This is a genomic window from Fumia xinanensis (assembly GCF_014384905.1).
GTDB lineage: Bacteria > Bacillota > Clostridia > Oscillospirales > Ruminococcaceae > Fumia > Fumia xinanensis.
On record NZ_JACRSV010000002.1, the window covers coordinates 282,089 to 306,126 of the forward strand.

Here is a 24,038-nt window from a genome sequence, read left to right on the forward strand (position 1 = left end):
TTTTGTACACTTTAAGGAATTTGTCTAAGGATGTGCGGTGCTGAACCGTTCCAGCGCCTCGGTAAAATTCCCGTGGATAACGACGCTGAGCCGTCCCAGAATCGTTTTTGGGTCCTCCTTCATTCCGGCACCGATCCAGTCGAGAATCAGCCCGACAAATCCGTATTTGTAAAAGTGGGCGATAAAGGTTTTATCCCTGTCCCGGACAGAAAACCCGGCGCTTTTTTCGTTGATGACATCCATGAGAAGGTTATAAGCTTCCTTGTAGAGAAATCGCTCCAGATACTCCCGGCTCAAGGAGTGGTAGGTGTTTAAAACGAAGACTTTGTTTTTTTGTATGTACTGGAACAGCTGCAAAAATCCTTGCTCCCAGGTGTCATAGGTCCGTTTGTCTCCCAGGGCGACCGCCACCTCGCTCGTATAAATCCACTCCACCAGGTCGTAAATATCCTGAAAGTGATAATAGAAAGTCTGGCGATTGACCTGGCAGTCCTCAGCGATGTCGGTGACAGTGATCTTGTCCAACGGCTTCTCCAGGGAGAGCTTTTTAAGGGATCCAGCCAAGGCTTTTTTTGTGATTTGCGACATGGCGCACCTCCTGATTGCGGTTATAGCTTTATTTTATCAAATTCCAGGCAGAAAATCCACTGCCATTCGGTGACAAAACAGTGAACAACATTTGAGTTCCCTCCGAAAAAATTGCCATAGACGTTTTATAAATTCTGTGCTAAAATAATGTCTGCTGTACGAACTTCTTACGGTTCGTTCCCGTGGCAGTGCATGGGGAGGCCGTATAGATACCATGCCGTAACAGGCTGCGAAAAAGCCCATTGAGAAAGGAACAGAAAAAATGGACAAGCATAAAAATATCACCCTCATTGGCATGCCGGGAGCTGGGAAGAGCACCATAGGTGTTTTGTTGGCAAAAGCCGTAGGAGGCGCTTTTATTGACACCGATTTGCTGCTACAGCAAAAGCACCGCAAGCTGTTGCAGCAAATTGTAGACGAGCTGGGTTTTCAAGGCTTTATCGAAGAAGAGGGAAATACCATCTGCGGAGTTTCCCCGGAGCACGCTGTCATCGCCACCGGAGGCAGCGCCGTCTACTATGAGCCTGCTATGAAGCATCTGCGGGAAATATCCGAGATCATTTATCTGCGGCTCCCCCTCGATGAAATCGACAGCCGGATCAATAACCGCGCCACCAGGGGGATTGCCCTAAAGGACGGACAAACCCTCGCGTCCTTATTCGAAGAGCGGACACCCCTCTACGAAAAATACGCTCACCGTGTTGTCGAATGTGGAGACAAAAATCCGGAACAGGTGCTGCGGATTATTCTGGAGAGATAACCCTATAAAAGCCCACCAAAAAGGCGGACGGCTGATAGCCTTCCGCCTTTTCTGCATCCTGTGGAGAACGGGCCCTGAAAAAGCGGCTCCGATCCCCGAAAAATATTGGTTTTACTCCTTTATAGCCGACCAGTCGATGTTCATGCCCTTGCGGTAGTACGCTCTGTCGTAATCGCTGATTTCCCGCAGCACCCTGCACGGGCATCCCACGGCGACCACATTAGGCGGAATGTCCTTTGTGACCACGCTGCCCGCACCGATGACCGAGTTTTCCCCGATGGTGACGCCGGGGAGAATGATGGCCCCCGCGCCGATCCACACCCCGTCCTTTATGGTGACGGGCAGGTTGTACTGATAGGTTTTCACCCTCAGTTCCGGGAGGATGGGATGGGTTCCAGTGGATATGGTTACATTGGGAGCTACCATCACATTGTCTCCGAAAGTGATAGGGGCGTCGTCTACCAGCGTGAGATTGAAGTTTGCGTAAAAGTTGTCGCCGATTGAGACATTGCAGCCCCAGTTAGCGTGAAACGGCTGCTCGATATAAAAGCTTCCCTTCACCGACGCGAACACCTTTTTGATAATCGCTTCCTTTTCCTTCAGCTGAGAGGGGCGGAGGTGGTTAAAGTCATGGAGAAGATCCTTACATTCCCATAGCTTTTTACGGAGTTCCTCGTCCAAAGCGTCAAAATCACAATCGTAAAGCTCTCCGTTTTGCATCTTCTCTTTTAGAGTCATACTGATGCTCCTTTTTGCAAAATTGTGCCTGTTTTTCAAAAGTATAGGCCTGTTTCGCTGAAAAGTCAATTCAAACGATGCTGTTGACTCTTTTTCATAAAGACCCCAGCGTTCTGTTTGTTTAGCGGGTAACATTGGAATCAAAAGTCCGGTTTTTCCGGCGTTTTTTCTTTTTTTCCGCCCTATGAGGCACAGGACAGCCCCTTTTTGCATAAAATGCAATATGTCATAAAGGAGAAGAGGCGGAGAAAATGAGACGAAAACAAAAGCACAAGCGTAAACTCCGTCCCGGCACTTTTTTGTTTATCCTGTTTGTCCTGATGTTGCTGGCGGCCTTTATTTACGCCGGAAACCAGTTCCGACAGGAAGTGGGGGAGATGGCGGAATACCGCTCCAAAATAGCTGCCGTCAAGGTCGTCAACGACAGCATCATGGAGGTGATGGCGGAACACCCTGATTTGCACCTCATCGATGTGGTCAAGGACGCCCAGGGACAGGTGGTCTCTATCGAGACCGACATCCAGCAGATTAGCGCCGTTAAAACCGGCGTCACCGATAAAATCCTCACAAAACTCAAGGAGCTGTCCCGGGACAGCATTAAAATACCCTTGGGCAATCTGACCGGCAACGGTTTCCTGTCCGCCCGGGGGCCCAACATCGACTGCCGGTTTATCCCCGTCGGCTCTATCGAAATCAAAACTCTCAGCAAATTTGAAGCCTGCGGCATCAACCAAACGAGGCACCAGATCGTCGTTTCAGTGGAAACGGAAATCTCCGCCGTCACCTCATTTAAGTCGGTGCGGGTCAAGGTGCCCACAGATTTTGTCCTGGCAGAAACGGTCATCGTGGGCTCGGTGCCGGAAAACTACACCCAAGTTCTCACCAGCGACCGGGAACTTATAAGCGAGATCAACGACTACAAAGCGGGCGTCCAGTAAACGCCAATTTTTACAAGCTGCCCGGCGGGAATACCATCTCGCCGGGCGGTTTTCTTAAAGACAAATTTTTGTTTTTCAGAATCTTTTTATATTGACATTGTCCCTCAGATATAAGATAATGGTTATAGAATTTACAGAAACCGACAAATTGACCTAAAAGGAGTTTCGCCGCTATGTCCCGTAAATCAGCTTCCCGACGATTGAAAACCTTCGGACTGATCGTTTTCCTCTTCTTTTTCATTGTCACTGCAGTCCTTGCCGCATTCAGCTGGAAGGTCTGGCAGGATCGGGAAAAAGGGGAGATCCCGGGTTTTTTTGGATATAAAGTGGCTGCAGTGGAGGATTCTTCCATGGAGCCGCAGATGACAAAAGGAAGCGGTGTATTTTTCAGGCCTTCCAACCCGGACAACCAGGAAATTTACCGAGTACAAGACGTTTTGGTGCTCCAGATGGAAGAAAACGGCCCCCTGTCTGTCAAGCGGGTAATCGAAGTGGCTTCCGAAGGGAGTGACGAACTGCTTTACTGCCTTAAGGGTGACGCTGAGAAGAATTCCGTCTGGGCCTTGCCGGAGGAAGTGGCAGGAAAGGTGGCCTATAACCTGCCCTATATGGGAAATCTCTTAGACATTGTTCGCACATCTCAGGGCCTCATCTACCTGATCCTCATTCCCTGCAGCGTTTTTCTGATACTCGAAATTATTCTGCTCACCGCGGCCGTTATCGCCGGCAAAAAAGAAAAGAAGCTGGCTTTATCCCTCACCCCCCTCCCCGACGACAAGGACGAGCATTTTATTGACGTCACCTCACAATATTTGGGCCGCAGCGGGGCAAAGCTTCAAAGTTTCCTTGCTGAAAAGCAGGAGCCGGGTCCCTTTGCCCAGCAGGCGGAGGCTGAGGAAAAATTTGCGAAGCTGGACTATAACCCACTGAAAGATAGGCAGGCTCCTATGACGGTGCGGTCGCTTCAACAGGAAAAGCAGGAGGCTCAGAAGGCCCAGGCCGCAAAAGTCCAGGAGCCGTTGGAGCGAGTGACCATCAACACCCGAAACGCAGTGGCTCCCGTTCCGAATCAGAACGCGGGGGACGCGGGAAGGCTTACGATGCTGGTAGATGGTTCCGAAGCGGCGGAACTGCAGCTGGCACCAGGACAGAATGTGAAGCTGAAAGCAGGCGGCTACACGGTTGAGATTTCTGTCAATCCCGATGATTCCAAATCGTAAAACAGCTAAGAGGCCGGGAGAACTCGGCCTCTTCTTTTATGAAAACAACAAGGTTCGAGAGACAGGGCTTGTGCGCAATCTCTGACTGCGGGGTTATTATTGCGAAACAACAAGATTCCAGAGATGGTGTCCGTCCGATACCCGTAAGCATCTCTGATTGCAGCGACGGGTCAGATTCTTGTTAAACGAAATCTCCCTTTCTTTGCAACAAATGGACAGATTTTTTCCACTAAATGAACGAGAACATTTTTGTGCGCCGATTCTTGGAAATTATCCTAGTAATTTTCGGAAAAGGTTGCATTTTTAACAGGGAATCGTATATAATGAATAGTAACCGTTTTTCTTTTTTAGACGGTTTTTGACAACATGTGTGACAGAAGGGTGGCAGACATCATGAAAAAGCCCTGTAAAACCGCTTTGGCCATTGCGGCGATGCTGGTTTTGACGGCTTGCTCCACAGCGAAGGTATTTTCTGAGCCGTCCAGCCTGACAGAATCCGGTGAAAACGCTGTAGCCGGAGACGCAGGCACCATCGATTCGATTCTGACACAGTTACATATAGACTCTTCCGAGGAGGTTTTGGCGGCGCGGACCAACAAGGCTCCGGCTGATGAAGTCCGGGCTGTATGGATCGCCTATCTCGACTTGGCGCCCGTCCTCAAGGGGAAAACCGAGGCCCAGTTCAAGGAAAGCATCGGGAAAATGTACGATAACTGTGTTTCTATCGGACTTAACACCGTCATTGTCCAGGTGCGTCCGTTCAGCGACAGCTTTTATCCTTCCGAGTTGTTCCCCTGGTCCAGTTACTGCAGCGGAACGCTGGGAAAGGCCCTTTCTTATGATCCGATGAAAATCATGGTCAGCGAGGCTAAGCGCCGAAAACTCAAAATTGAAGCCTGGGTTAATCCCATGCGTGCCATGACCACATCAGAGATCAAAAATGTCCCGTCAGAATTCCCCATCCGTCAGTGGTATGACGACCGTTCTCTCAAAAGCCAAAACCTCATCGAGTACGACGGGCGGCTTTACTACAACCCCGCTTCGGCTGAGGCCAGAAAGCTCATTGCCGACGGAGCGGCTGAAATCGTCAAAAATTACGACGTAGACGGCATCCATATCGACGACTATTTTTATCCGCCTTCCCTGCCCAGCTCCTATGACAAAGCCCAGTATGACGCTTACATCAAAGCAGGCGGCAAGCTGAGCCAAGCGGACTGGCGACGGGACAATACCTCCAAGATGGTCAAGGAAATGAACGAAGCCATCAAAAAAGCCGATTCCACCGCCCTCTTCGGCATCAGTCCCAGAGGGGTGGTCAGCCAGAACGTGGATCAGCTTTACATTGATGTGGCGGAATGGTGTTCCACACCCGGTTACTGTGATTATATTGCGCCGCAGCTCTACTATGGGTTCAAGCATTCTACTGCCGCCTACGACGCTGTTATGAAGCAATGGAGCGACATCGTCACCTGCGACGATGTAGAACTGCTCGTCGGTCTCGCCGCCTACAAGGTAGGGCAGACGGACCAGTACGGCGGAAGCGGCCAGGATGAATGGCAGACCGACCACGATATTTTGGCTCACCAGATCGACGATTCGAGAGCCTACAAAAACTACGGGGGGATGATCTTCTTCCGCTATGAGCAGATTTTTAACCCCGCATCCAACTCAAAAGAAGCAATGGAACTGGAAAAACGAAACTTTACAGCCTTACTCAAATAACCGGAGGTCCCAAAGATGTTGAAAACGCAGAAGTTTAAATTCCTCAAAGCATTCCTGCTCATGACCCTGCTCACGATGGTTTTGGGCTGTACCAATGTGTTCGCCGCCGGGGGAACCGGCGTCAAAGAACCGATTCTGAGTCAGATCGAGCCGAAGGGCGTTACCTCGGTCTACACCGGGCAGCAGCTCAAGCTGCGGGCGTTGGCGGATTCCACCGCCACTGTCACTGCAAAGGTGAACGGCACCACGGTCAATCTTACAAAAACATCCACCCGGACCGGTACCATGTACTGGTTTGAGGGTAGCTATACCGTTCCGTCCGTTACTGCGGGCAAGGACTTGGGTGCCATTTCCTTCACCGCCAAAACCGCCAGCAACACCGAGACAAAGCTCTCCGCCGGCCTTGTGGGCGTGGAAGTCCCCGAAAATGCGGGAGGTTCCTCCAATCCGGGCGGCAGCTCCGGCGACAACAGCGATATTTCCGGCAGCGTTGACGCGGTTTCCGGCCAGCAGGTATCGGCGACAAAGAAATACATAGATGTATTCAAGACCGACGACCGGGGTGAGGATTACGCCGCTCCCTATTACTACAACATGCCCAAGGGAACCATCGACTATGTGAAGAGCGTTTCCGGCAACTACTATGAACTGAAATCCGGCCGCAAGGTCAAAAAATCCGACGTGGCTGTCGTTGCCGACAGCGGTAGCCAGGGCAACAATGTAATCTCCGGCCTAAACGTCTCGGTGGACAGCAAGATGACCACTTTGGACATCAAAGGCAAGTGGAACGTCCCCTTTAACGTGGAGACTTCTCCCTTTACCTACAGCTCCGGCAACTGGGTGACGAGCTACAATGCCACAAAGGTGACCATCACCTTCGATTACACCACCCAGATGAATCTGAGCGGGGTATCCATCCCGTCGGGCGGCGCGTTCAAGAACGCCACCTGGTCGACGAGAGTCAAGGACGGCGTCGCCCAGGGCGTGCTGGAGTTGACCCTGTCCCAGCCCAACAAATATTATGGCTGCTACGCTGAATACACTTCTACCGGCAGCCTGAAGCTCCGCTTCTACAATCCGCTGAACAGCCTGTCCGGCGCCCGAATCGTTATCGACCCCGGCCACGGCAACAACGGCGGCAATTTGGATTCCGGTACCATTGGAGCCGACGGCACATACGAATCAGTCATGAACCTCCAGAAGGCGAAAGCCCTGAAAACAGAGCTGGAAAACCGCGGTGCCACTGTCTACATGCTGGACAGCGACGGCACGAATCTGAAAGACCTTTACAAGCGGTGCCAGCTTGCCTATGACTGGGAGCCTCACATTTACGTATCCGTCCATCACAACTCCGGTGCTGCAAGCGCAAGAGGCGTTGAAACCTATTACAACACTCCCTTTTCCATGCCTCTCGCCCGGAATATCAACAATGCGATTTACCAAGCCTATCTCCAGATGCCTTACAGCGACGGCGCGAAAAACCGCGGCTACAAGTTTAGCGAGTTTGCCGTCACCCGTCAGAAACAGTTTGCATCGGTTTTGGTGGAATACGGCTTCATGACTAACCCGCAGGAGATGGAGATCCTCAAAAACAGCAGCAACGTTTCCCTGTTTGCGAAACACACCGCCGACGGTATCGCCAACTACTTTGCAGGCAAATAAAAAGTGAGTATTTCGAAAAAAGCCCGCCTATTAAGGCGGGCTTTTCCGGATTTTGGCGAAAAATGTTCCAATATTGATGAAAAATTCATATTTATCCCTTCGCACCCCCTTGAAAGTTCGGGACCAATCATGTATAATGAAAATGTTCAACTTTTAAGGTTGTTAAAATTTGTTTGGAGGTAATTCAATGCCAGCATTACTGGGAAATATGCCGCTCAGCGTTCTCGCTGACGCAGCGGGAGCCGAGGCACAGGGTGGATCCATGTGGGTCATGCTCATTCAGCTCCTTCCGATTGTTCTGATTTTTGTTGTGATGTATTTCCTGCTTATCCGTCCTCAAAAGAAGAAGGAAAAACAGGCGCAGGAAATGAGAAATAACCTGCAGGTCGGCGATGAAGTCATCACAGCCGGCGGCATCATCGGACGGGTGGTTTCTGTCCGTGAGGACACCGTTGTCGTCGAGACCGGCGGCGACAGAAGCAAGGTCCGCATCAAACGTTGGGCTATCCAGTCTGTCGAGACGATCCACGACGACACCGAAGCGTAAAGTTTTTGCATAACGCCGCATGGACGCGCATATCCTTTAATGAGCCTTAACCGGCAAAATTGTGGATAAGCGGGGCGATGGTATGGCGGGTGCCGTGGAAAAATCAAAATCAAAAAATGAAATCAGATTAGGCGTGTATGGAAAGCCTTTGCTTGTGGGAACCATTGCCGGGGCGGTGACGGCGGTAGCCGTAATGCTGTTCTGTGCACTTGCGGTTTCCTGTTTCTCCCTTCCCACCGCCGCCATGAGGATTATGGCGATTCTGACGGTGGCCGCAGGCGGATTTGCCGGCGGATACGGGGCGGCGCGGACCTTTCGGAAGAAGGGCCTTTTAATCGGTGTGGCTGTCGGTGTGATTTTGGCGCTGATTCTCACCATTGCTGGCGTTATCTTTACTCAACAGGCTCCGGCCATGCAAAGCCTTTCAAAATTTGCTATCTTAATCGCGTCGGCGATGATCGGGGGAATCCTCGGCGTCAACGCGAAGCAAAAGAGAAGATAATTTTTTCAAGGTTAGGAGAAATGAAAATGAAACACGTAAAAACTCTCAACAAATGCAATTTGAAAAAATCTGCTGCCAAGGGCGGCTGCGGCGAGTGCCAGGCTTCTTGTCAGTCTGCCTGCAAGACTTCCTGCACCGTTGCAAACCAGAAGTGCGAGAATAACAATAAGTAATTTGGGTTTTTACCGAATTGCTCTTTAAACCCTGCCGCAAGGCGGGGTTTCATTTTGTGCGGATGGTTTTGCTTCCGCATCCTATATCGGGGGAAGCATCAAATAATCACCGAATGCGGTCCCCATCGCGAAAGGACGAAAGACATGATACATAAGTATCACTTAAACGGCTATAACATTGTGCTGGACGTACACAGCGGCGGCGTTTCGGTCGTCGACGATGCGGCCTACCGCCTGCTGGATGAGGTGACGCCACCTTTGACGGAAAATTGTCCTGAAGAGGTGCTCCAGAAGCTTTCCCCCGAGTTTTCAAGGGACGAGCTTTTAGACGCTTACAGCGAGCTTTACGAGATGTACGCTGAGGGCATCCTTTTTTCCGAGGACGATTACGCTCAGTTCGCCGACAAAATGGTCGCATCCCCCGTCAAGGCCATGTGCCTGCACATCGCCCACGACTGCAACCTGCGGTGCAAATATTGTTTCGCTTCCACCGGAGATTTCGGCCACGGCAGAAAGCTCATGGACTTTGATACCGGTAAACGGGCCATTGATTTCCTTATCGAGCATTCTCAGGGCCGGAGAAACCTGGAGCTTGACTTTTTCGGCGGGGAACCGCTGATGAATTTCGAAGTGGTCAAGCAGGTGGTGGCCTACGCCCGAAGCAAGGAAAAGGATTTTGACAAGAATTTCCGCTTCACCATCACCACCAACGGCATGCTGCTTTCAGACGACAAAATCGACTTTATCAACAAAGAGATGTCAAACGTGGTGCTATCCATCGACGGCAGGAAGGAAGTAAACGACTATTTCCGTCCCCGTGTGGACGGCAGCGGTTCTTACGACTCTATTGTGCCCAAATATAAAAAGCTGGTGGACAAGCGGGGCCACGACCAGTACTACGTCCGCGGTACCTTCACCCACAAGAATCTCGATTTTGCTGACGACGTTTTCCATTTAAACGACCTGGGGTTTGACCAGATTTCGGTGGAGCCTGTGGTCACCGACCCGAAAGAGGATTACGCCATCACCGAGGCGGACCTCCCGACCATCGCAAAAGAGTACGAACGGCTGGCGGTGAAGCTCCTGGACTATAAAAAACAGGGGAAGGGCTTTAATTTCTTCCATTTTATGATCGACCTGGACCAAGGCCCCTGCGCCATCAAACGGCTTAGAGGCTGCGGCTGCGGCAACGAGTACGTGGCCATCACCCCGGACGGGGACATCTACCCCTGCCATCAGTTCGTCGGCATGGAGGATTGGAAGATGGGTTCCCTCTACGACGGCACCTTTGATCTGAAGCGGAAGGATTACTTCGCCCGGGCCAATATCTACGGCAAGGAAGACTGCCAGAAATGCTGGGCGAAATTCTATTGCAGTGGCGGCTGCAACGCCAACAACCTCCAGTACGCCGGAGATGTGCTCAAACCCCATAAGCTGGGCTGCGAGCTGGAGAAAAAACGCCTGGAATGCGCCATTATGATGAAGGCAGCAGAGGCTTTTGACGGCGAATAAATGAAAGAAGGGGAGAACGCTTTCGAATCGGGACTGTTTTGCAGCAGCCACCGTTCGGGACGGACTCCCTTATACTTTTTTCGGCCTGCTGGAAAGCAGCGGGCAAGGACGTGTGAAAGGAATGAGAATCAGATGATTAAATTAGGTGCAATCGGCTGTGGAAACATGGCAACCGCTATTATCAGGGGCGCCGCGAAAGGGATGAAAGGGAAAATCGCCTTCGCAGGTTACGACATCGACCCTAAAAAGGCAGAGGCTCTGTCCGACGTGGGATTGGAGGCCAAGGCATCAGCGGCGGAGCTGGTGGAATGGAGCGATTACGTTCTTTTTTCAGTCAAACCCCAGAATTTCCCCGAAATGTTTGCTTCTTTGAACGGGGCTTCCGGCAAGGACAAGGTGTTTATCTCCATCGCGGCGGGCATTACAGCCGAGGCCATCAAAACCGCTCTGGGCTTCGACGCCAAGGTAGTTCTCGTCATGCCCAACACCCCCCTGCTGGTGGGGATGGGCGCCACCGCCATGGCCCCGGTGGAACCGACGACGAGAGAGGAATTTGAAAACGTCAAAGAGATTTTCGGCTGTGCAGGTCTAGTCTGTGAGATCCCCGCCGATAAGCTCTGCGAGGTGATCGCCCTAAACGGCAGCAGCCCTGCTTTCCTCTACGAGTACGCCAAGGGCTTTATCCGCTATGGCGAGGTAAACGGCATCCCCTATGAGACAGGGCTTAAGCTGTTCTGCCAGTCCATGCGGGGCGCAGCGGACATGATGGAACATTCCGGCAAGGATGTGGAGGAGCTTATCCAGATGGTTTCCTCCAAAGGTGGAACCACCATTGCAGGCTTAGAAGGCCTTTCCGAAATGGGACTGCAAAAAGCTGTCACCCGCTGCTGTGAAAACTGCACCAAACGGGCATATGAGCTTTCCAAATAGTCATCGAGCTTTGTTTTTTTGAACAATGTTGCGAAGAAAAAGACTGTCGATTGATTCGGCGGTCTTTTTGCGATTTTCGGAATCCTCCAAAAAAATTTTGACTTGTCCCTTTTGAGACGGATATTATTCCTTGTCCTTTCATAGAATGTATCAGTTTGATGAGCCAATGAAAGGATGGTAGTGAAATGGACAAGATTGTAAACCTGCCGGAAAATATGTCGCTTCCGGAAACCGAAATTCACTTTGTCGCCGAAAAAAAGCCTAAAAGCCTGCTTTTTACTTTTTTAATTGCCCTGTTTTTCATCGGGGTGGCCTACGGCGCAGTGCTAGTGGGAGGGGCGAGCCCCGAGACCTCCGATAGCCTGCAGCGTATCACCGAACAATTTTTGCTGCAAAAGGCAGGAGACAGCTTTCTGCCGGCACTGCTTTCCGCGCTCCTGTCCAGCGGGGTTTTCGTGCTGCTTCTGTTTCTCTGTGGGTTCAGTGCGGTAGGGCAGCCCTTTTCCTTTTTTCTAGTGGCATTTCGCGGAATTGGCCTGGGTACCGCAATGGGGCATTTTTATCTGAATCTGGGAATGAAGGGCATCCTCATGTCCCTGGCCCTCATCGTGCCAGCTGGCATCCTATCCAGCTACGCCATTCTGCTGGCCGGAAGGGAGTCGGTAAAGCTCTCTAACCGATTTTTCAGGGTGATGACTTCCGACGATTTTTCCATGCCCTCAGGAATTCTTAAAACCTACACCGTGAAGTTTTTTATCCTGGCTCTGCTCATCCTGCTGTCTGCGGTGATCAACGGCCTCTGCACCCGGATTTTTGCTCCAATGTTTTAGCAGTTAATAAAACGTTTAAAAAATCAAGAAAGACTATCTATTGACAAAAAAACCGAATTCCTGCATACTGATTTAGTATCTATTGCAAAAGGAAAACAAAAAATCATTGGGGGAAAGGTAATAAAATGGCTTTTTTTGGACTGTTTAACTACAACAAGCCCGGTCCCGGCGTTGATAAGGGGGAGACCAATAAAAACCGGTTTTTCCACTTTTTTGAGCTTTATTTCCGGAAATTCTGGAAGCTGCTGGAACTGAACCTGCTGTTTTTGCTCTGCTGCGTCCCCATTGTGACCATTGGGCCAGCTATTGCGGGATTTACCTATATTCTTCGCAACTATGCCGACGAGCGTCCAACCTTTATGGTATCCGACTTTTTTGAGGCCTTCCGTAAAAACTGGAAGCAGGGCGTCGGGCTGTTCTTTCTAGACTTGCTGGTCTCCGCCGTCGTGATTTTGTCCCTGATGTTCTACTGGAAAAACGCAGATCAGGGTGCTTGGATGTTTATCCCGCTGGGAATCTGCCTGCTTATGATGGTCGTGATGTTCTTCATGCGCTTTTATGCGTATCTGATGGCGGTAACGGTAGAGTTGAAATTTAAGCACATCCTGAAAAATGCTTTGATTTTTGCCTTTTTAGGTCTGCGGACCAACGTGATCTCCACCTTTTTTATCTTGCTCATTTGTTTCCCGTTGGCTTGGTTCTTTCCGGTTACGGTACCGGTAATCGCCCTCATCGGATTTTCCACTACGGGATTTATCGCCGTATACAACTCTTATCCCTATATTATCCGTTACATTGTCGCTCCTCACGAGAAAAAGCTCCGGGAAGAGCGGGGGGAGCTTGACGAAACAGCCGGAGAGCCGGACAGCATCTTCACCGATGTGGGAACCAAGGAGCGCCCTGCCAAAGGGGGGCATTCCGGCCGGCATAAAGTCATTAAGTAACTATGAGCGAGAATCGTTCCTGCCGGGAGTGCAGATACTTTTACGACGACTGCCGGGATACGGTGTACCGCCGGAGCCACTGCTATTTCTGCAAGCGAAAGGGCCTTTACTTTAGCAGAAATTGCCGGATTGGGGAAGAAAACCGGATTTTGCCGGACGACCCTGCCTGCAAATTTTTTCAGATTGCGGAGGAAAAGAAGGGATAGCGTCGGAAAGCCCCCACAATCCGGCCTCAACATCCTCGAATGGGGAAAAAACGACGGCGCAGGCCGGAAAGGGAATAATTTCGCAAAATATTTTTGTTTGATGACAGATTTCGACAAATGCAAAGCATTTTTTATGCTATACTAAATCTGTCGTTAAGGTAGTTAATCAGAAGCCGAATGGTTCCTGGTTGGTACATACAAAAAATCTAACATTTTATCACACGGAAAACCCGTCGCTTTTTGCGGCGGGCTTTCTGTTTTACCAGAAAAAGTAAATTTCCTGTCAAAAGTACAGATTATTTAAGTAAAATGAAAAAAACACGCGAAAACAAGACAAAAAAGTTGAGTTTTCGACAAGCTGCTTTGTGTAGTGTGGATATAGACCATGTGGTCAATAAATGGTATAATAACCTCACAGAAAAACAACTCAGATAAGTTGTTTTCAAAGCGCCAAAGGCGCTTTTATCATAAATTTGCAAACCATAAATGTTTGCAGCTACTGCGCCGTTTGATGTCTGCTTCCGCAGAAAAATTTATGGTATTATAATGTCCACAAACAGCGCTAAAGGGTACTATGCGTTGCAGGCTAATGGCCTCTTAGAGATAGGAAATCTTAAAATAGTTTTTCCAGTTTGAAACTCCACAAAAATACTCCACGATAGAACCAGATTATATCGGGACATAATTGGCATAAGGACGGTTTGAGATGAATAAAACAGAGGAGAAGGCACTTACCCGCAACAAAATGATCGAGGCGGCCATTGTAGAATTCGGGCTTCATGGATATGAGGGCGCTTCCACCAATCAAATCTGTGCTGGTGCATCTATCTCAAAAGGGCTGCTCTACCACTATTTTAAAAGCAAGGAAAATTTGTTTGAGGAAACGCTTCGGTATTGCATGGAAGATTTCCACAGAGCGGAGCAGGACGCCTGCTGCGGGAAGCTGGCGGGCATAGACTATTTGGCGGCTGTATATGGGCTGCACATCGCTTTTTTTGCCGCGCACCCCTACCATTATCAGCTGATCGCCCAGTTCGTGACCAGCGGGGCCTTATCGGAAAACAACCAAGCGCTGCGGCGCTGTCGGGAGGAAATCTGGCAATATGGGCTTAAGGCACTGAGCAGATTTTTAGATAATATTTCCCTCAAGCCGGAGACCGACAGGAAGCAGGCTATGGAGGTTTTGATTGTCCTCATCGGTTCGATCCAGCGAAAATACATATCTGCTGTACAGCAAAACGGGCTGGCTGTTAAAGACGCTCAGCAGCAGTTCAAAAGAGAACTGCGAGATACCCTGGGGCTGATTTGCCGCGGGATTGCAGCCTGACCAACGGGAATAGCGTTTGATATAGAAGAGAGCAAAAGAAAGGGCCTCCAAAGGCGAGGCACCTCCCCGGACGAGGAGGTTGGGAAAACCATGAGATTAAGTGTAGGAATTGACATTGGTTCCACGACTGTCAAAGTGGTGGTCATGGACGGAGAAACCATTTTATTCAAACATTACGAACGCCACTTTTCCCAGGTGCGTCAGAAAACGGCGGAGGTGCTGCGGAAAGCCCGGGCTGTTTTAGATGGACATACCTTTACGGTGGCGCTGTCAGGCTCCGCCGGTTTCGGCCTTTCAAAGGCGGCGGGCATCGAATTTATCCAGGAGGTTTTCGCCACAGGCAAGGCGGTGCAGCTTTTTGACCCTCAGATCGACGTAGTCATCGAACTGGGCGGCGAGGACGCGAAGATACTCTTTCTGACCGGTGGCGTCGAGGAGCGGATGAACGGCACCTGCGCCGGCGGGACAGGCGCCTTTATCGACCAGATGGCCACGTTGTTAAATGTCACCCCCGAGGATTTGGATGTTCTCGCCTCCCATTCGGAGAAGCTTTATCCCATTGCTTCCCGGTGCGGCGTTTTCGCAAAGTCTGACATTCAGCCCCTCTTAAACCAGGGGGCCCGGAAAGAGGACCTGGCCGCCAGCATCTTTCAGGCTGTCGTCGACCAAACCATCACCGGTTTGGCCCAAGGACGTGCCATTAAGGGAAAAGTGGCCTTTTTGGGCGGCCCTCTCTACTTTTTTAAAGAACTGCAAAAGCAGTTCGCCAAAACTCTGAATCTGTCTAAGGAAAATGCCATCTTCCCGGAATTGGGGCAGTTTTCCGTGGCGATGGGTACAGCTGTTTACGCCCCTGAAAGCGGCAACCAAGAAACGATTGGAAGTTTGCTGCAAAAAATCGAGAAAGCTCCAGTGGACACCAGCAGTTCTAATTACTTAGAGCCTCTCTTCAGCGGTGAGGACGACTACGAGGCATTTGTCAGCCGTCACCAAAAGGCCGCTGTTCCGGTAGTGCCCATCGAGGGGTACGAGGGTGACGCTTACTTAGGCATCGACTGCGGCAGTACCACCACCAAAGTGGTGCTCATCTCGGAAAACGACGACATTTTATACGAATACTACAGTTCCAATCAGGGAAACCCGGTAGTCATCATCAAAGAACAGCTTTTGAAAATCCGCTCTCTCTGCGGGAATAGGATCACCATCCGTTCCTCCGTCGTCACCGGCTACGGCGAGGAGCTCATTCAGAGCGCCTTTCAGGTGGACGCCGGCATCGTTGAGACCATGGCCCACTTCAAGGCGGCCCGGCATTTTAATCCCCAGGTGGACTTTATTTTGGACATCGGCGGCCAGGACATCAAGTGCTTCAAGGTGAAAAACGACTCCATCGACAGCATTATGCTCAACGAGGCCTGCTCCTCCGGCTGCGGTTCCTTTATCGAGACCTTCGCCAAGTCCATGGGCTACGGCATCGCCGATTTTTCCCAGCGCGGCCTTTTCTCCCAATACCCTGTGGATTTGGGCTCCCGCTGCACCGTCTTTATGAACTCATCGGTCAAGCAGGCCCAAAAAGACGGGGCCGGGGTGGAGGATATTTCGGCGGGGCTTTCCATGAGCGTGGTCAAAAACGCCATTTACAAGGTCATTCGCGCCCACAATCCGGACGAACTGGGTCAGAACATCGTGGTGCAGGGTGGAACCTTTTTAAACGACGCGGTGCTAAGAAGCTTTGAGCGAGAAATCGGCCGCAACGTTGTCCGTCCCAACATCGCGGGACTCATGGGCGCATACGGCGCGGCTTTGTACGGCAAGGGTCTGCATCTCAAGGAATCCACCCTCCTGTCTACGGAGGAGTTAAACGCCTTTACCCACACGGCAAAGTCTGTGAACTGCGGCCTCTGCACCAACCATTGCAGCCTGACTGTCAACCTGTTCAGCGACGGGAAAAAATACATCTCCGGCAACAAGTGCGAGCGACCCCTGGGCTACAAAAACAAGGAAAAGCTCCCAAACATCTACGAGTATAAACTCAACCGCCTCAAAGAGCTGTCGGAGCAGTCCAAGGAAGGCCCTCGCGGCAAAATCGGCATTCCTTTAGGCCTCAACATGATTGAAAATCTGCCTTTTTGGCACACTTTTCTCACCGAACTGGGCTTTGAGGTGGTGGTGTCCCCGGTCTCGACTCTGGACATCTACGCCAAGGGCCGATACACCATCCCGTCGGACACCGTCTGCTATCCGGCAAAACTCATTCACGGACACATTGAATGGCTGTTGGAGCAGGGCATCGACACCATCTTTTACCCCTGCCTCACCTACAACTTCGATGAAAAGAAGGGCGACAACCACTTCAACTGTCCGGTGGTTGCCTATTACCCGGAGCTATTGCGCTCCAATATCGGAAAACTCAAGGAAATGGACTTCCTCTACCCCTATTTTGGCCTCCACCGGGAAAAAGACTTCATTAAAAAGGCGGCGGCTTATTTTGGGGAGCGATATCCCCACATCACCAAAACGGAGGTCAAAAAAGCGGCAGAAAAATCCTACGCCCTTTATCACCAGTGGCATGAGGACGTGAAAGCGGAAGGGCTTAAAATGCTCCGGTACGCCAAGGAGCATGATTTACAGACCGTGGTGCTGGCGGGACGCCCCTATCACGTGGACCCGGAAATCAACCATGGCATCGATAAGCTTTTAAATTCTTTGGGGCTGGTTGTGATTTCAGAGGACTGTGTGTCCGACCTGGTGGAACCCCAGAAGGTAAACGTCTTAAATCAGTGGACCTATCATGCAAGGCTCTACAACGCCGCCAAATACGTGGCGACGCACGACGACATCGAGCTGGTGCAGCTGGTGTCCTTCGGATGCGGCATCGACGCCATCACCACTGATGAGGTGCGTTCCATCTTAGAGTCCCACGACAAGCTGTATACCCAGCTTAAAATCGACGAAATCAACAATTTAGGCGCCGTCAAAATCCGCCTGAGAAGTTTGCTGGGCGCCATGGAAGAGCGCCGGGCGGTGAAACAGCAGAAAGGGGAACACCCGGAAAGGAATCGTGATTTCTATGGAACGCGTTGAATTCACCAAAGAAATGAAGAAAACACATACCATTCTGCTCCCCACCATGCTGCCCATTCATTTCAACCTGATGGCAAACATCCTGCGGCAGCACGGCTACAAAGCGGAACTGCTGACGAACGATGGGCGCAGCGTCATCGACGAAGGGCTTCGAAACGTCCACAATGACACCTGTTATCCGGCTCTCCTAGTTATCGGCCAGATGATCGACGCCCTGGAAAGCGGCAAATACGACCTTGATAAGGTGGCTCTGATGATTACCCAGACCGGCGGCGGGTGCAGGGCCTCCAACTACATCCACCTGCTTCGGAAGGCCCTCAAAAAGAGCGGCTACGGCCATATCCCCGTCATTTCCCTGAGCGTCGGCGGATTGGAGAAAAACTCCGGTTTCAAACTGACGCCGCCGCTGATTTTGCAGTTTATGTATGCCATCTATCTGGGCGACCTTTTGACCCTCATCTCCAACCAGTGCACACCCTATGAGATCCATTCCGGAGACAGCCAGAAGCTCATTGAGCGTTGGAGCGGCCGCCTTATGGAAGAATTCAGGGGCAAAACGATCGTCCGTTACAAGAGGATGAAGCAGCTTTACAAGGCGATTCTGGACGATTTCGCGCAAATCCCCCTCCGGGATGAGAAAAAAGTCCGGGTGGGCATCGTCGGCGAAATTTATGTGAAATACTCTCCCTTGGGCAACAACAATCTGGAGGCGTTTCTCCTTTCTGAGGGAGCCGAAGTGGTGGTTCCCGGCCTTTTGGATTTCTGCCTCTACTGCGTCTACAACGGCATGGTGGACAAAGACCTGTACGGCGGTAGCTTCTGGAAGGAAAAAATCTCCCGTTTCGCCTACAACTTTCTCATTAAAAAGGAAAAGGACGTCATCGGCCTTATCAAAGAGCAGGGAGTGTTCAATCCCCAGACCTGGTTCCCCGACGTGGTCAAAATGTCGGAGGGCACCATCAATCACGGCGTCAAGATGGGGGAGGGGTGGCTCCTCACTTCCGAGATCGTCGAACTTATCCACGAGGGCGTCAGCAACGTGGTCTGCACCCAGCCCTTCGGCTGTCTTCCAAACCATATTGCCGGAAAAGGAATGATCCGCGCCATCAAGGAGCAGAACCCTAACGCCAACATTGTGGCGGTGGATTACGACCCCGGCGCCAGCGCCGTCAACCAGCAGAACCGCATTAAACTGATGCTGGCAAACGCCAAGGCGGAGCTGGAAAAAGAAACCGCCTGTAAAAACGGCAAAACCGCGTGACATTCTGACCGAAAGGCAGGGGATTTCAGTTGGAACTTTTATCGATTTGGTTTCTTACTTTCGTCGTCTACAGCTTTCTCGGCTGGGTCTGCGAAACGGTGTACTGCTCCATAGGCTCTAGGAAATTTGTAAACAGGGGCTTTTTGAGCGGCCCCCTTTGTCCGGTTTATGGCGTGGGGGCGCTCCTAGTGCTCTGGCTGCTTCCAAAGGAAGTGGAAAACACCCTGTCCCTCTTTCTGTCAGCCGTTTTGGTCACGACGGTGTTGGAGTACTTCACCTCGGTCATCCTGGAAAAGCTTTTCCACATGAAGTGGTGGGATTACTCCCGCTACAAATTCCAAATAAACGGCCGGGTATGCCTTTTAAACTCTCTGATGTTCGGAGCGATGGCTACAGTGCTGGTGCGTTTCATCAATCCGGAGGTGCAAAAGTGGCTGCTTTTCATCCCGGGGGAGGCGTTGCCGTGGATCTCCCTGGCGCTGCTGGCAGTCATCCTCCTCGACACCTTCTTTACGGTGAAACAACTGCTGGAACTCAAGGGAAAACTCCAGCAGATGCACAAGCTGCTGGACGAAATCAAGGAAAAGACCGAGATGCAGAAACTCCATTTCCAGCTTTCCGTGGAGGAGAAGCTCTCAAAGCTCAAGGGCGGCGATGTGGAGCCAAAAGAATCGGTTTCCATCCGGGAGCGGCTTGCGGAGCTCAACCGAAGGCTCACCGAGCTGGAACGGGGCAAAATTCACACCCGTATCCTCAAGGCGTTCCCCAATATCAGCTCCAGCCGGTACGAGGGCGCTTTGGAGCGGATGAAAGAGCGGCTCACAACCCGGAAGAAGCCGTTTTAACCTGTAATTTACGGAGCGATGATACAATAATTCAGTCGTTCGATTGAGGCCGATAAAACAATTTAACAATTTCAAAAAGAGTTCTCAATAGAGAAAAGCCGCCGAATAAATCGGTGGCTTTTCTGTTGTATTTAATGCTGCTTTATGAAAATGGATTTTGGCCGTAATATATGAGAAATTAAACCTCTGCCGGATATTTCTGTCGGATGGCACAGAGAACCGCCTGGGCCTTGTCATTGATTTTTTTGTAATCCATGGCGTGGCCGTAGACCTGTTCTAAAGCGTCGTGGATGGATTTGGCCTTTTGGAGGGAACGGACCGACTCGTCTAACAGCTCCGCCGCCATCCTCTGGTTAAACCGCATCCGCTGTTTTTTCTTTTTGAGGGCTTCCATATCGGTGAAGCGGGTAAAATGGATAACCCGGTAAGGGGCGAGAGCTTTTTCCAGTGGCAGGAAGGGGTTTGCAGTCACAAAGCCAAGCCTGAGTTCTGGGACGAAGATGTGCTCGATTTTATCGTGAGGGTTCAGAGGGCAGATGCAGGTGTAAATCTCAAAACCCCGCTGCAAAAGCTGGGTGCGGAGCTCTTCCATAAACAGGGTTCCTGAAGCGCCATAGGAATCTTTGAGGACGTAAATCCGGTCGCAGAGCCGGTTGACCGTATCGGTACAGCAGAGGAGCCCTTTGGGAGTGATGGCGCTTAGAAAACGTTTGTGTTCTTTTGAAAGTAGACCCCGGCGACGTTTGCATTCCCGTTCCAGGATGTTGTCGGCAGCTTTGGTAGCCTTTACTCCGTCGGTACAGGCCATGGCCAGCAGAAAGTTATCCTGCAAAAGGGAATGGGCTGCCTTTAATAGTCCGACACACTGCCTGTGGCAGGCGGAGACCTTCTCAGAAAGAGAAAACACAGCCTCCCGGTTTTTTTGCAGATCCTCTTCGTCCCAGCAGTCACAAAAATTGACTACTGATTCATAAGCGCCGGGAAACTGAGGCTCGATGACGTGGGGCGGGGTGCCGTCGGCAATGGTCACCTTTGCCCCCGGTAAAATGACGGCGTCCAAAGAATTAGGGTCGGAAGAGCAGTGAATGCGCTCTAAGTACGGTTCCAGGAGGCTCGCCTCGGCTGCGCATTTTTTCATGAGGGTGGATTTTCCGGTTCCGGGCCCTCCCTTGATGACATAGCTTACATAGTCTTTATATAATCCGGTAATTTCATCGAATAAAGAAACAAAGCCTTCCGGTGTGTTGCTTCCCAGAAAGAAGTCCAGAATGTTTGACTCATCGTTCATTTCAATCCCTCCAAGCGTGATTTATAGCAATTTAACTTTTTATTACAATCCAGAATCTAGAAAAACCATATATGAGGGTCTTTCAAAATCTCTTAATGTTTATAAAAAGTAAAATAGCTATCGTGTTATTGCCATAGTATTCTTTTTGAAGGGATTTTGACACAGGGGAGGCCCCTTTCCGCCAGAGTAAGCCTGAAAATAGAAAAATTTCCTGGAGGACAGGCAGAGAATGAATCCTGCGACAAATTTTGCAGCCGCAGAAAGATTTCGCTGCATCTGACAGAGAAACGCATCCGCCGCTTCTCTGCTGTAAAAGACTGAATTTTATGGGATGTCCTGCATAGTAATGCAAAATTCTGTCGGGATATTGTAGCAAACAGGCATAAAATATCGAAATGCAACATTGACAAACCGGCCGGATTAAGGTATGATATATGAAAGAATTGTGACGTATTGTTTCAGAAATATGTCGACATCTTGCAACTGTACCTGAAGGACTGGGAATGCTTTTTATCCGCCTTTCAGGTATCAATAAAAGGAGGAAAACACCATGAATCAATTTTTGAAAAAAGCTTTGAGCTTTGGTTTGGCTTCCGCCATGATTGCCACTGCTCTCAGCAGCTGCGGCAGCGACAACGGCGGCTCCAGCACCCCCGACAGTTCTTCCCAGGGCGGCAGCAGCGTCGCTTCCGGTGAGACCTTCAAATTAGGCGGCATGGGCCCTCTGACCGGTGCAAACGCTTCCTACGGCATCTCCGTCAACCAGGGCGCGCAGATCGCGGTAGACGAAATCAATGCAGCCGGCGGTGTCAACGGTATGCAAATCGAGCTCTTCTTCCAGGATGACGAGTCCGACGCTGAAACCGCAATGAGTGCCTATAACAAACTGATGGACAACGGCATCCAGGCTCTTCTGGGCGCTACCACCAGCGGCCCCACCATCGCTTTGACTGATCTGACCAAAGAAGACGGCATTCTCCAGCTGACCCCTTCCGGTTCCGCAATGGAGTGCACCCAGTATGACAACTGCTTCCGTATCTGCTTTACCGACCCGCTGCAGGGCGTGACTATGGCGAATTACGCTGCAGAGACCCTGGGCTACAAAAATGCAGCCATCATCTACGACGTTTCCAACGACTACAGCTCTGGTATGGCGGATGCTTTTGTCAAAGAGTTTGAAGCCAAAGGCGGCAAAATCGTTGCCAACGAGTCCTTTACCGCTGGCGACATGGACTTCAACACCCAGCTCACCACGGTGAAATCCTCCGGCGCCGATGTGCTCTTCCTGCCCATCTACTATCAGGATGTAGCCTTCATCGTTGGCCAGGCTCAGAAAATGGGTATGGAAATCCCCTACCTGGGCGGCGACGGCTGGGACGGCGTTTTGGGACAGTTGGAGGACGCTTCCGTCGTGGAAGGCGCTATCTTCCTGACTCCTTTTGCTGCCAACGATACTGCTGAAAATGTTCAGAACTTTGTAAAAGCTTATGAAGAGAAATACAACGCTACTCCCGACCAGTTCGCGGCTGACGCTTACGATGGCGTTTACGTCATCAAGGCGGCTATCGAAAAAGCCGGTTCCACCGAGCCCCAGGCCATCATCGACGCCATGACTGAGATCAGCGTCAGCGGCCTGACCGGCGACATGACTTTCGACGCTACCGGCGAGCCCAACAAAGCTGCTAAAGTAGTTGAGATTGTAAACGGCGCGTACGAGGTCAAATTGGCGGAATAATCGCTTCCGTTAAGTTTTTTATATCAGAAATCGAAAAGGAGACGTCTGTCTCCTTTTCGTCGTATCGCAACAAACTGGGAAAAATGCTCTTCTGAGGGGATTTTTTCCGCAGGCCATGGCTTTTCCCAGGGCAGGGAAGCGGTTTTGCCCGTTTCCCGCTGGGGCGTGGCTTTTATCAATTGTTTAAAAAATAGCAACGATGCCCTATTTTTTAAGCAATTGCACCTCAAAAATTGCGCTTTCAAATCACTGAGGCGCTTCTGCTTGAGGAATCTCCCTTTTGCCGGAGAGAAAAAGATAGACTGGCAGCTTTCCCGCAAAAACGTGAAAAACTAAAAAAGGAGCGGTAGAATGAATCTGATTTCCCAGCTGATCAACGGCCTCAATGTGGGCAGTATCTACGCCTTGATCGCACTTGGCTACACCATGGTTTACGGCATCGCGAAGATGCTGAACTTCGCCCACGGCGACGTTATCATGGTTGGTGCCTACACCGTTTATGTCGCCATCAACAACCTGGGATGGCCCCCCATCGTGGCGGTCGTCTTTGGTATTTTCGTCTGCGCCGTGCTAGGCGTCACTATCGAAAAAGTAGCTTATAAGCCTCTGCGAAAAGCATCTCCTTTGGCTGTGTTGATTACCGCCATCGGTGTTAGCTACCTGCTCCAGAGCCTGAGCCTTTTGATTTTCGGCTCCAAGCAGATTCCCTTTAAATCCATCATTAATCTGGATCCGGTCCAGATTGGGGAACTGAAGATTTCCGGTGAAGCGGTTGTTACCCTCGTTACCACTGTTATCATCATGATTGCTCTGACCCTGTTCATCAACAAGACCAAAGCGGGCAAGGCCATGCTGGCCGTATCGGAAGACCGCGCCGCGGCTGAACTGATGGGCGTCAACGTCAACCGCACCATCTCAATGACTTTCGCTATTGGTTCCGGCCTCGCTACTGTTGCCGGCGTGCTTTACGCCTGCTCCTACGGCTTTATCGGGCCGTACATGGGTTCTATGGCCGGCATCAAGGCGTTTATCGCAGCGGTTTTGGGTGGTATCGGAAACGTACCCGGCGCTATGTTGGGCGGTATTCTTTTAGGCCTGATCGAAAGCCTTTCCAAAGCGTACATATCTTCCCAGCTGTCGGACGCCATCGTGTTCGGCGTGCTGATATTGGTTTTGCTCATTCGTCCCGCCGGACTCTTGGGCAAGACCCGGACCGAGAAAGTGTAGGT

At 50.9% G+C, this 24,038-nt stretch carries 22 protein-coding genes; 19 read left to right on the plus strand and 3 right to left on the minus strand.

Going from position 1 to position 24,038, the window contains the following annotated elements:
- Positions 1–24: 24 nt before the first annotated feature.
- Entirely contained in the window at positions 25–588 is a 564-nt protein-coding gene (dhaS, locus tag H8710_RS07930) for a dihydroxyacetone kinase transcriptional activator DhaS (RefSeq protein ID WP_249294953.1), read from the minus strand.
- A 262-nt stretch (positions 589–850) separates the two neighbouring features.
- On the opposite strand from dhaS, the gene H8710_RS07935 reads away from it, so the two are divergent.
- The gene (locus H8710_RS07935) at positions 851–1,348 is read left to right on the plus strand and encodes a shikimate kinase (RefSeq protein ID WP_249294954.1); all 498 of its coding nucleotides are present in this window, start codon (positions 851–853) and stop codon (positions 1,346–1,348) included.
- 111 nt (positions 1,349–1,459) lie between these two features.
- Here H8710_RS07935 and H8710_RS07940 read toward each other — a convergent pair whose 3' ends face one another.
- Positions 1,460–2,086, minus strand: coding sequence for a sugar O-acetyltransferase (locus H8710_RS07940; RefSeq protein WP_249294955.1), 627 nt, complete (start codon positions 2,084–2,086; stop codon positions 1,460–1,462).
- 251 nt (positions 2,087–2,337) lie between these two features.
- On the opposite strand from H8710_RS07940, the gene yunB reads away from it, so the two are divergent.
- The 16 genes from yunB to H8710_RS08015 all read left to right on the plus strand — a co-directional run bounded on the left by yunB (position 2,338) and on the right by H8710_RS08015 (position 19,786).
- Entirely contained in the window at positions 2,338–3,024 is a 687-nt protein-coding gene (yunB, locus tag H8710_RS07945; protein ID WP_249294956.1) for a sporulation protein YunB, read from the plus strand.
- Positions 3,025–3,197: 173 nt separating this feature from the next.
- A complete protein-coding gene (locus tag H8710_RS07950; protein WP_249294957.1) occupies positions 3,198–4,244 on the plus strand; it encodes a hypothetical protein in 1,047 nt (348 codons plus the stop codon).
- 366 nt (positions 4,245–4,610) lie between these two features.
- Positions 4,611–5,966, plus strand: coding sequence for a glycoside hydrolase family 10-like protein (locus H8710_RS07955; protein ID WP_249294958.1), 1,356 nt, complete (start codon positions 4,611–4,613; stop codon positions 5,964–5,966).
- Between the two features lie 15 nt (positions 5,967–5,981).
- On the plus strand, positions 5,982–7,628 hold the full coding sequence (locus H8710_RS07960; protein ID WP_249294959.1) for an N-acetylmuramoyl-L-alanine amidase family protein: 1,647 nt from the start codon (positions 5,982–5,984) through the stop codon (positions 7,626–7,628).
- A 187-nt stretch (positions 7,629–7,815) separates the two neighbouring features.
- Entirely contained in the window at positions 7,816–8,175 is a 360-nt protein-coding gene (gene yajC / locus H8710_RS07965; RefSeq protein WP_346727099.1) for a preprotein translocase subunit YajC, read from the plus strand.
- Positions 8,176–8,257: 82 nt separating this feature from the next.
- Positions 8,258–8,677, plus strand: coding sequence for a TIGR04086 family membrane protein (locus H8710_RS07970; RefSeq protein ID WP_249294960.1), 420 nt, complete (start codon positions 8,258–8,260; stop codon positions 8,675–8,677).
- Positions 8,678–8,703: 26 nt separating this feature from the next.
- Complete coding sequence (gene scfA / locus H8710_RS07975; RefSeq protein ID WP_249294961.1) at positions 8,704–8,850, plus strand: six-cysteine ranthipeptide SCIFF; 147 nt, start codon at positions 8,704–8,706, stop codon at positions 8,848–8,850.
- A gap of 144 nt (positions 8,851–8,994) precedes the next feature.
- On the plus strand, positions 8,995–10,362 hold the full coding sequence (scfB, locus tag H8710_RS07980; protein ID WP_249294962.1) for a thioether cross-link-forming SCIFF peptide maturase: 1,368 nt from the start codon (positions 8,995–8,997) through the stop codon (positions 10,360–10,362).
- A 132-nt stretch (positions 10,363–10,494) separates the two neighbouring features.
- Positions 10,495–11,292, plus strand: a complete 798-nt coding sequence (gene proC / locus H8710_RS07985; protein ID WP_249294963.1) for a pyrroline-5-carboxylate reductase — start codon at positions 10,495–10,497, stop codon at positions 11,290–11,292.
- Between the two features lie 185 nt (positions 11,293–11,477).
- On the plus strand, positions 11,478–12,122 hold the full coding sequence (locus H8710_RS07990; protein WP_249294964.1) for a stage II sporulation protein M: 645 nt from the start codon (positions 11,478–11,480) through the stop codon (positions 12,120–12,122).
- 125 nt (positions 12,123–12,247) lie between these two features.
- Complete coding sequence (locus H8710_RS07995) at positions 12,248–13,066, plus strand: YesL family protein (RefSeq protein WP_249294965.1); 819 nt, start codon at positions 12,248–12,250, stop codon at positions 13,064–13,066.
- A gap of 2 nt (positions 13,067–13,068) precedes the next feature.
- Positions 13,069–13,272: a hypothetical protein gene (locus H8710_RS08000; protein ID WP_249294966.1), complete on the plus strand. Its 204-nt coding sequence runs from the start codon at positions 13,069–13,071 to the stop codon at positions 13,270–13,272.
- A 706-nt stretch (positions 13,273–13,978) separates the two neighbouring features.
- Positions 13,979–14,599 (plus strand): TetR/AcrR family transcriptional regulator, encoded by a 621-nt coding sequence (locus H8710_RS08005; protein WP_249294967.1) that lies wholly within the window; start codon positions 13,979–13,981, stop codon positions 14,597–14,599.
- 90 nt (positions 14,600–14,689) lie between these two features.
- Complete coding sequence (locus tag H8710_RS08010; protein ID WP_283242817.1) at positions 14,690–17,680, plus strand: acyl-CoA dehydratase activase; 2,991 nt, start codon at positions 14,690–14,692, stop codon at positions 17,678–17,680.
- Positions 17,667–18,941, plus strand: a complete 1,275-nt coding sequence (locus tag H8710_RS13370; RefSeq protein ID WP_283242818.1) for a 2-hydroxyacyl-CoA dehydratase — start codon at positions 17,667–17,669, stop codon at positions 18,939–18,941. The genes H8710_RS08010 and H8710_RS13370 overlap by 14 nt, the downstream gene beginning before the upstream one ends.
- Before the next feature lie 29 nt (positions 18,942–18,970).
- Positions 18,971–19,786: a putative ABC transporter permease gene (locus tag H8710_RS08015; RefSeq protein ID WP_249294968.1), complete on the plus strand. Its 816-nt coding sequence runs from the start codon at positions 18,971–18,973 to the stop codon at positions 19,784–19,786.
- A gap of 178 nt (positions 19,787–19,964) precedes the next feature.
- On the opposite strand, the gene H8710_RS08020 is transcribed toward H8710_RS08015, so the two are convergent.
- Positions 19,965–21,074 (minus strand): hypothetical protein, encoded by a 1,110-nt coding sequence (locus tag H8710_RS08020; protein ID WP_249294969.1) that lies wholly within the window; start codon positions 21,072–21,074, stop codon positions 19,965–19,967.
- A gap of 550 nt (positions 21,075–21,624) precedes the next feature.
- Here H8710_RS08020 and H8710_RS08025 point away from each other — a divergent pair.
- On the plus strand, positions 21,625–22,809 hold the full coding sequence (locus H8710_RS08025) for an ABC transporter substrate-binding protein (RefSeq protein ID WP_249294970.1): 1,185 nt from the start codon (positions 21,625–21,627) through the stop codon (positions 22,807–22,809).
- Positions 22,810–23,160: 351 nt separating this feature from the next.
- Positions 23,161–24,036, plus strand: coding sequence for a branched-chain amino acid ABC transporter permease (locus H8710_RS08030; RefSeq protein ID WP_249294971.1), 876 nt, complete (start codon positions 23,161–23,163; stop codon positions 24,034–24,036).
- Positions 24,037–24,038: the final 2 nt, after the last annotated feature.

What these genes read in the sequence shown, in the direction of transcription:
- H8710_RS07970 (WP_249294960.1), top strand. Translation starts at nt 8,258, where the DNA reads ATGGCGGGTGCCGTGGAAAAATCAAAATCAAAAAATGAAATCAGATTA.
- H8710_RS07950 (WP_249294957.1), top strand. Translation starts at nt 3,198, where the DNA reads ATGTCCCGTAAATCAGCTTCCCGACGATTGAAAACCTTCGGACTGATC.
- H8710_RS07940 (WP_249294955.1), bottom strand. Translation starts at nt 2,086, where the DNA reads ATGACTCTAAAAGAGAAGATGCAAAACGGAGAGCTTTACGATTGTGAT.
- H8710_RS08025 (WP_249294970.1), top strand. Translation starts at nt 21,625, where the DNA reads ATGAATCAATTTTTGAAAAAAGCTTTGAGCTTTGGTTTGGCTTCCGCC.
- H8710_RS08005 (WP_249294967.1), top strand. Translation starts at nt 13,979, where the DNA reads ATGAATAAAACAGAGGAGAAGGCACTTACCCGCAACAAAATGATCGAG.
- H8710_RS08020 (WP_249294969.1), bottom strand. Translation starts at nt 21,074, where the DNA reads ATGAACGATGAGTCAAACATTCTGGACTTCTTTCTGGGAAGCAACACA.
- scfA (WP_249294961.1), top strand. Translation starts at nt 8,704, where the DNA reads ATGAAACACGTAAAAACTCTCAACAAATGCAATTTGAAAAAATCTGCT.
- proC (WP_249294963.1), top strand. Translation starts at nt 10,495, where the DNA reads ATGATTAAATTAGGTGCAATCGGCTGTGGAAACATGGCAACCGCTATT.
- yunB (WP_249294956.1), top strand. Translation starts at nt 2,338, where the DNA reads ATGAGACGAAAACAAAAGCACAAGCGTAAACTCCGTCCCGGCACTTTT.
- H8710_RS07960 (WP_249294959.1), top strand. Translation starts at nt 5,982, where the DNA reads ATGTTGAAAACGCAGAAGTTTAAATTCCTCAAAGCATTCCTGCTCATG.
- H8710_RS13370 (WP_283242818.1), top strand. Translation starts at nt 17,667, where the DNA reads ATGGAACGCGTTGAATTCACCAAAGAAATGAAGAAAACACATACCATT.
- yajC (WP_346727099.1), top strand. Translation starts at nt 7,816, where the DNA reads ATGCCAGCATTACTGGGAAATATGCCGCTCAGCGTTCTCGCTGACGCA.
- H8710_RS08000 (WP_249294966.1), top strand. Translation starts at nt 13,069, where the DNA reads ATGAGCGAGAATCGTTCCTGCCGGGAGTGCAGATACTTTTACGACGAC.
- H8710_RS07990 (WP_249294964.1), top strand. Translation starts at nt 11,478, where the DNA reads ATGGACAAGATTGTAAACCTGCCGGAAAATATGTCGCTTCCGGAAACC.
- dhaS (WP_249294953.1), bottom strand. Translation starts at nt 588, where the DNA reads ATGTCGCAAATCACAAAAAAAGCCTTGGCTGGATCCCTTAAAAAGCTC.
- H8710_RS07955 (WP_249294958.1), top strand. Translation starts at nt 4,611, where the DNA reads ATGTGTGACAGAAGGGTGGCAGACATCATGAAAAAGCCCTGTAAAACC.
- H8710_RS07995 (WP_249294965.1), top strand. Translation starts at nt 12,248, where the DNA reads ATGGCTTTTTTTGGACTGTTTAACTACAACAAGCCCGGTCCCGGCGTT.
- H8710_RS08030 (WP_249294971.1), top strand. Translation starts at nt 23,161, where the DNA reads ATGAATCTGATTTCCCAGCTGATCAACGGCCTCAATGTGGGCAGTATC.
- H8710_RS07935 (WP_249294954.1), top strand. Translation starts at nt 851, where the DNA reads ATGGACAAGCATAAAAATATCACCCTCATTGGCATGCCGGGAGCTGGG.
- scfB (WP_249294962.1), top strand. Translation starts at nt 8,995, where the DNA reads ATGATACATAAGTATCACTTAAACGGCTATAACATTGTGCTGGACGTA.
- H8710_RS08010 (WP_283242817.1), top strand. Translation starts at nt 14,690, where the DNA reads ATGAGATTAAGTGTAGGAATTGACATTGGTTCCACGACTGTCAAAGTG.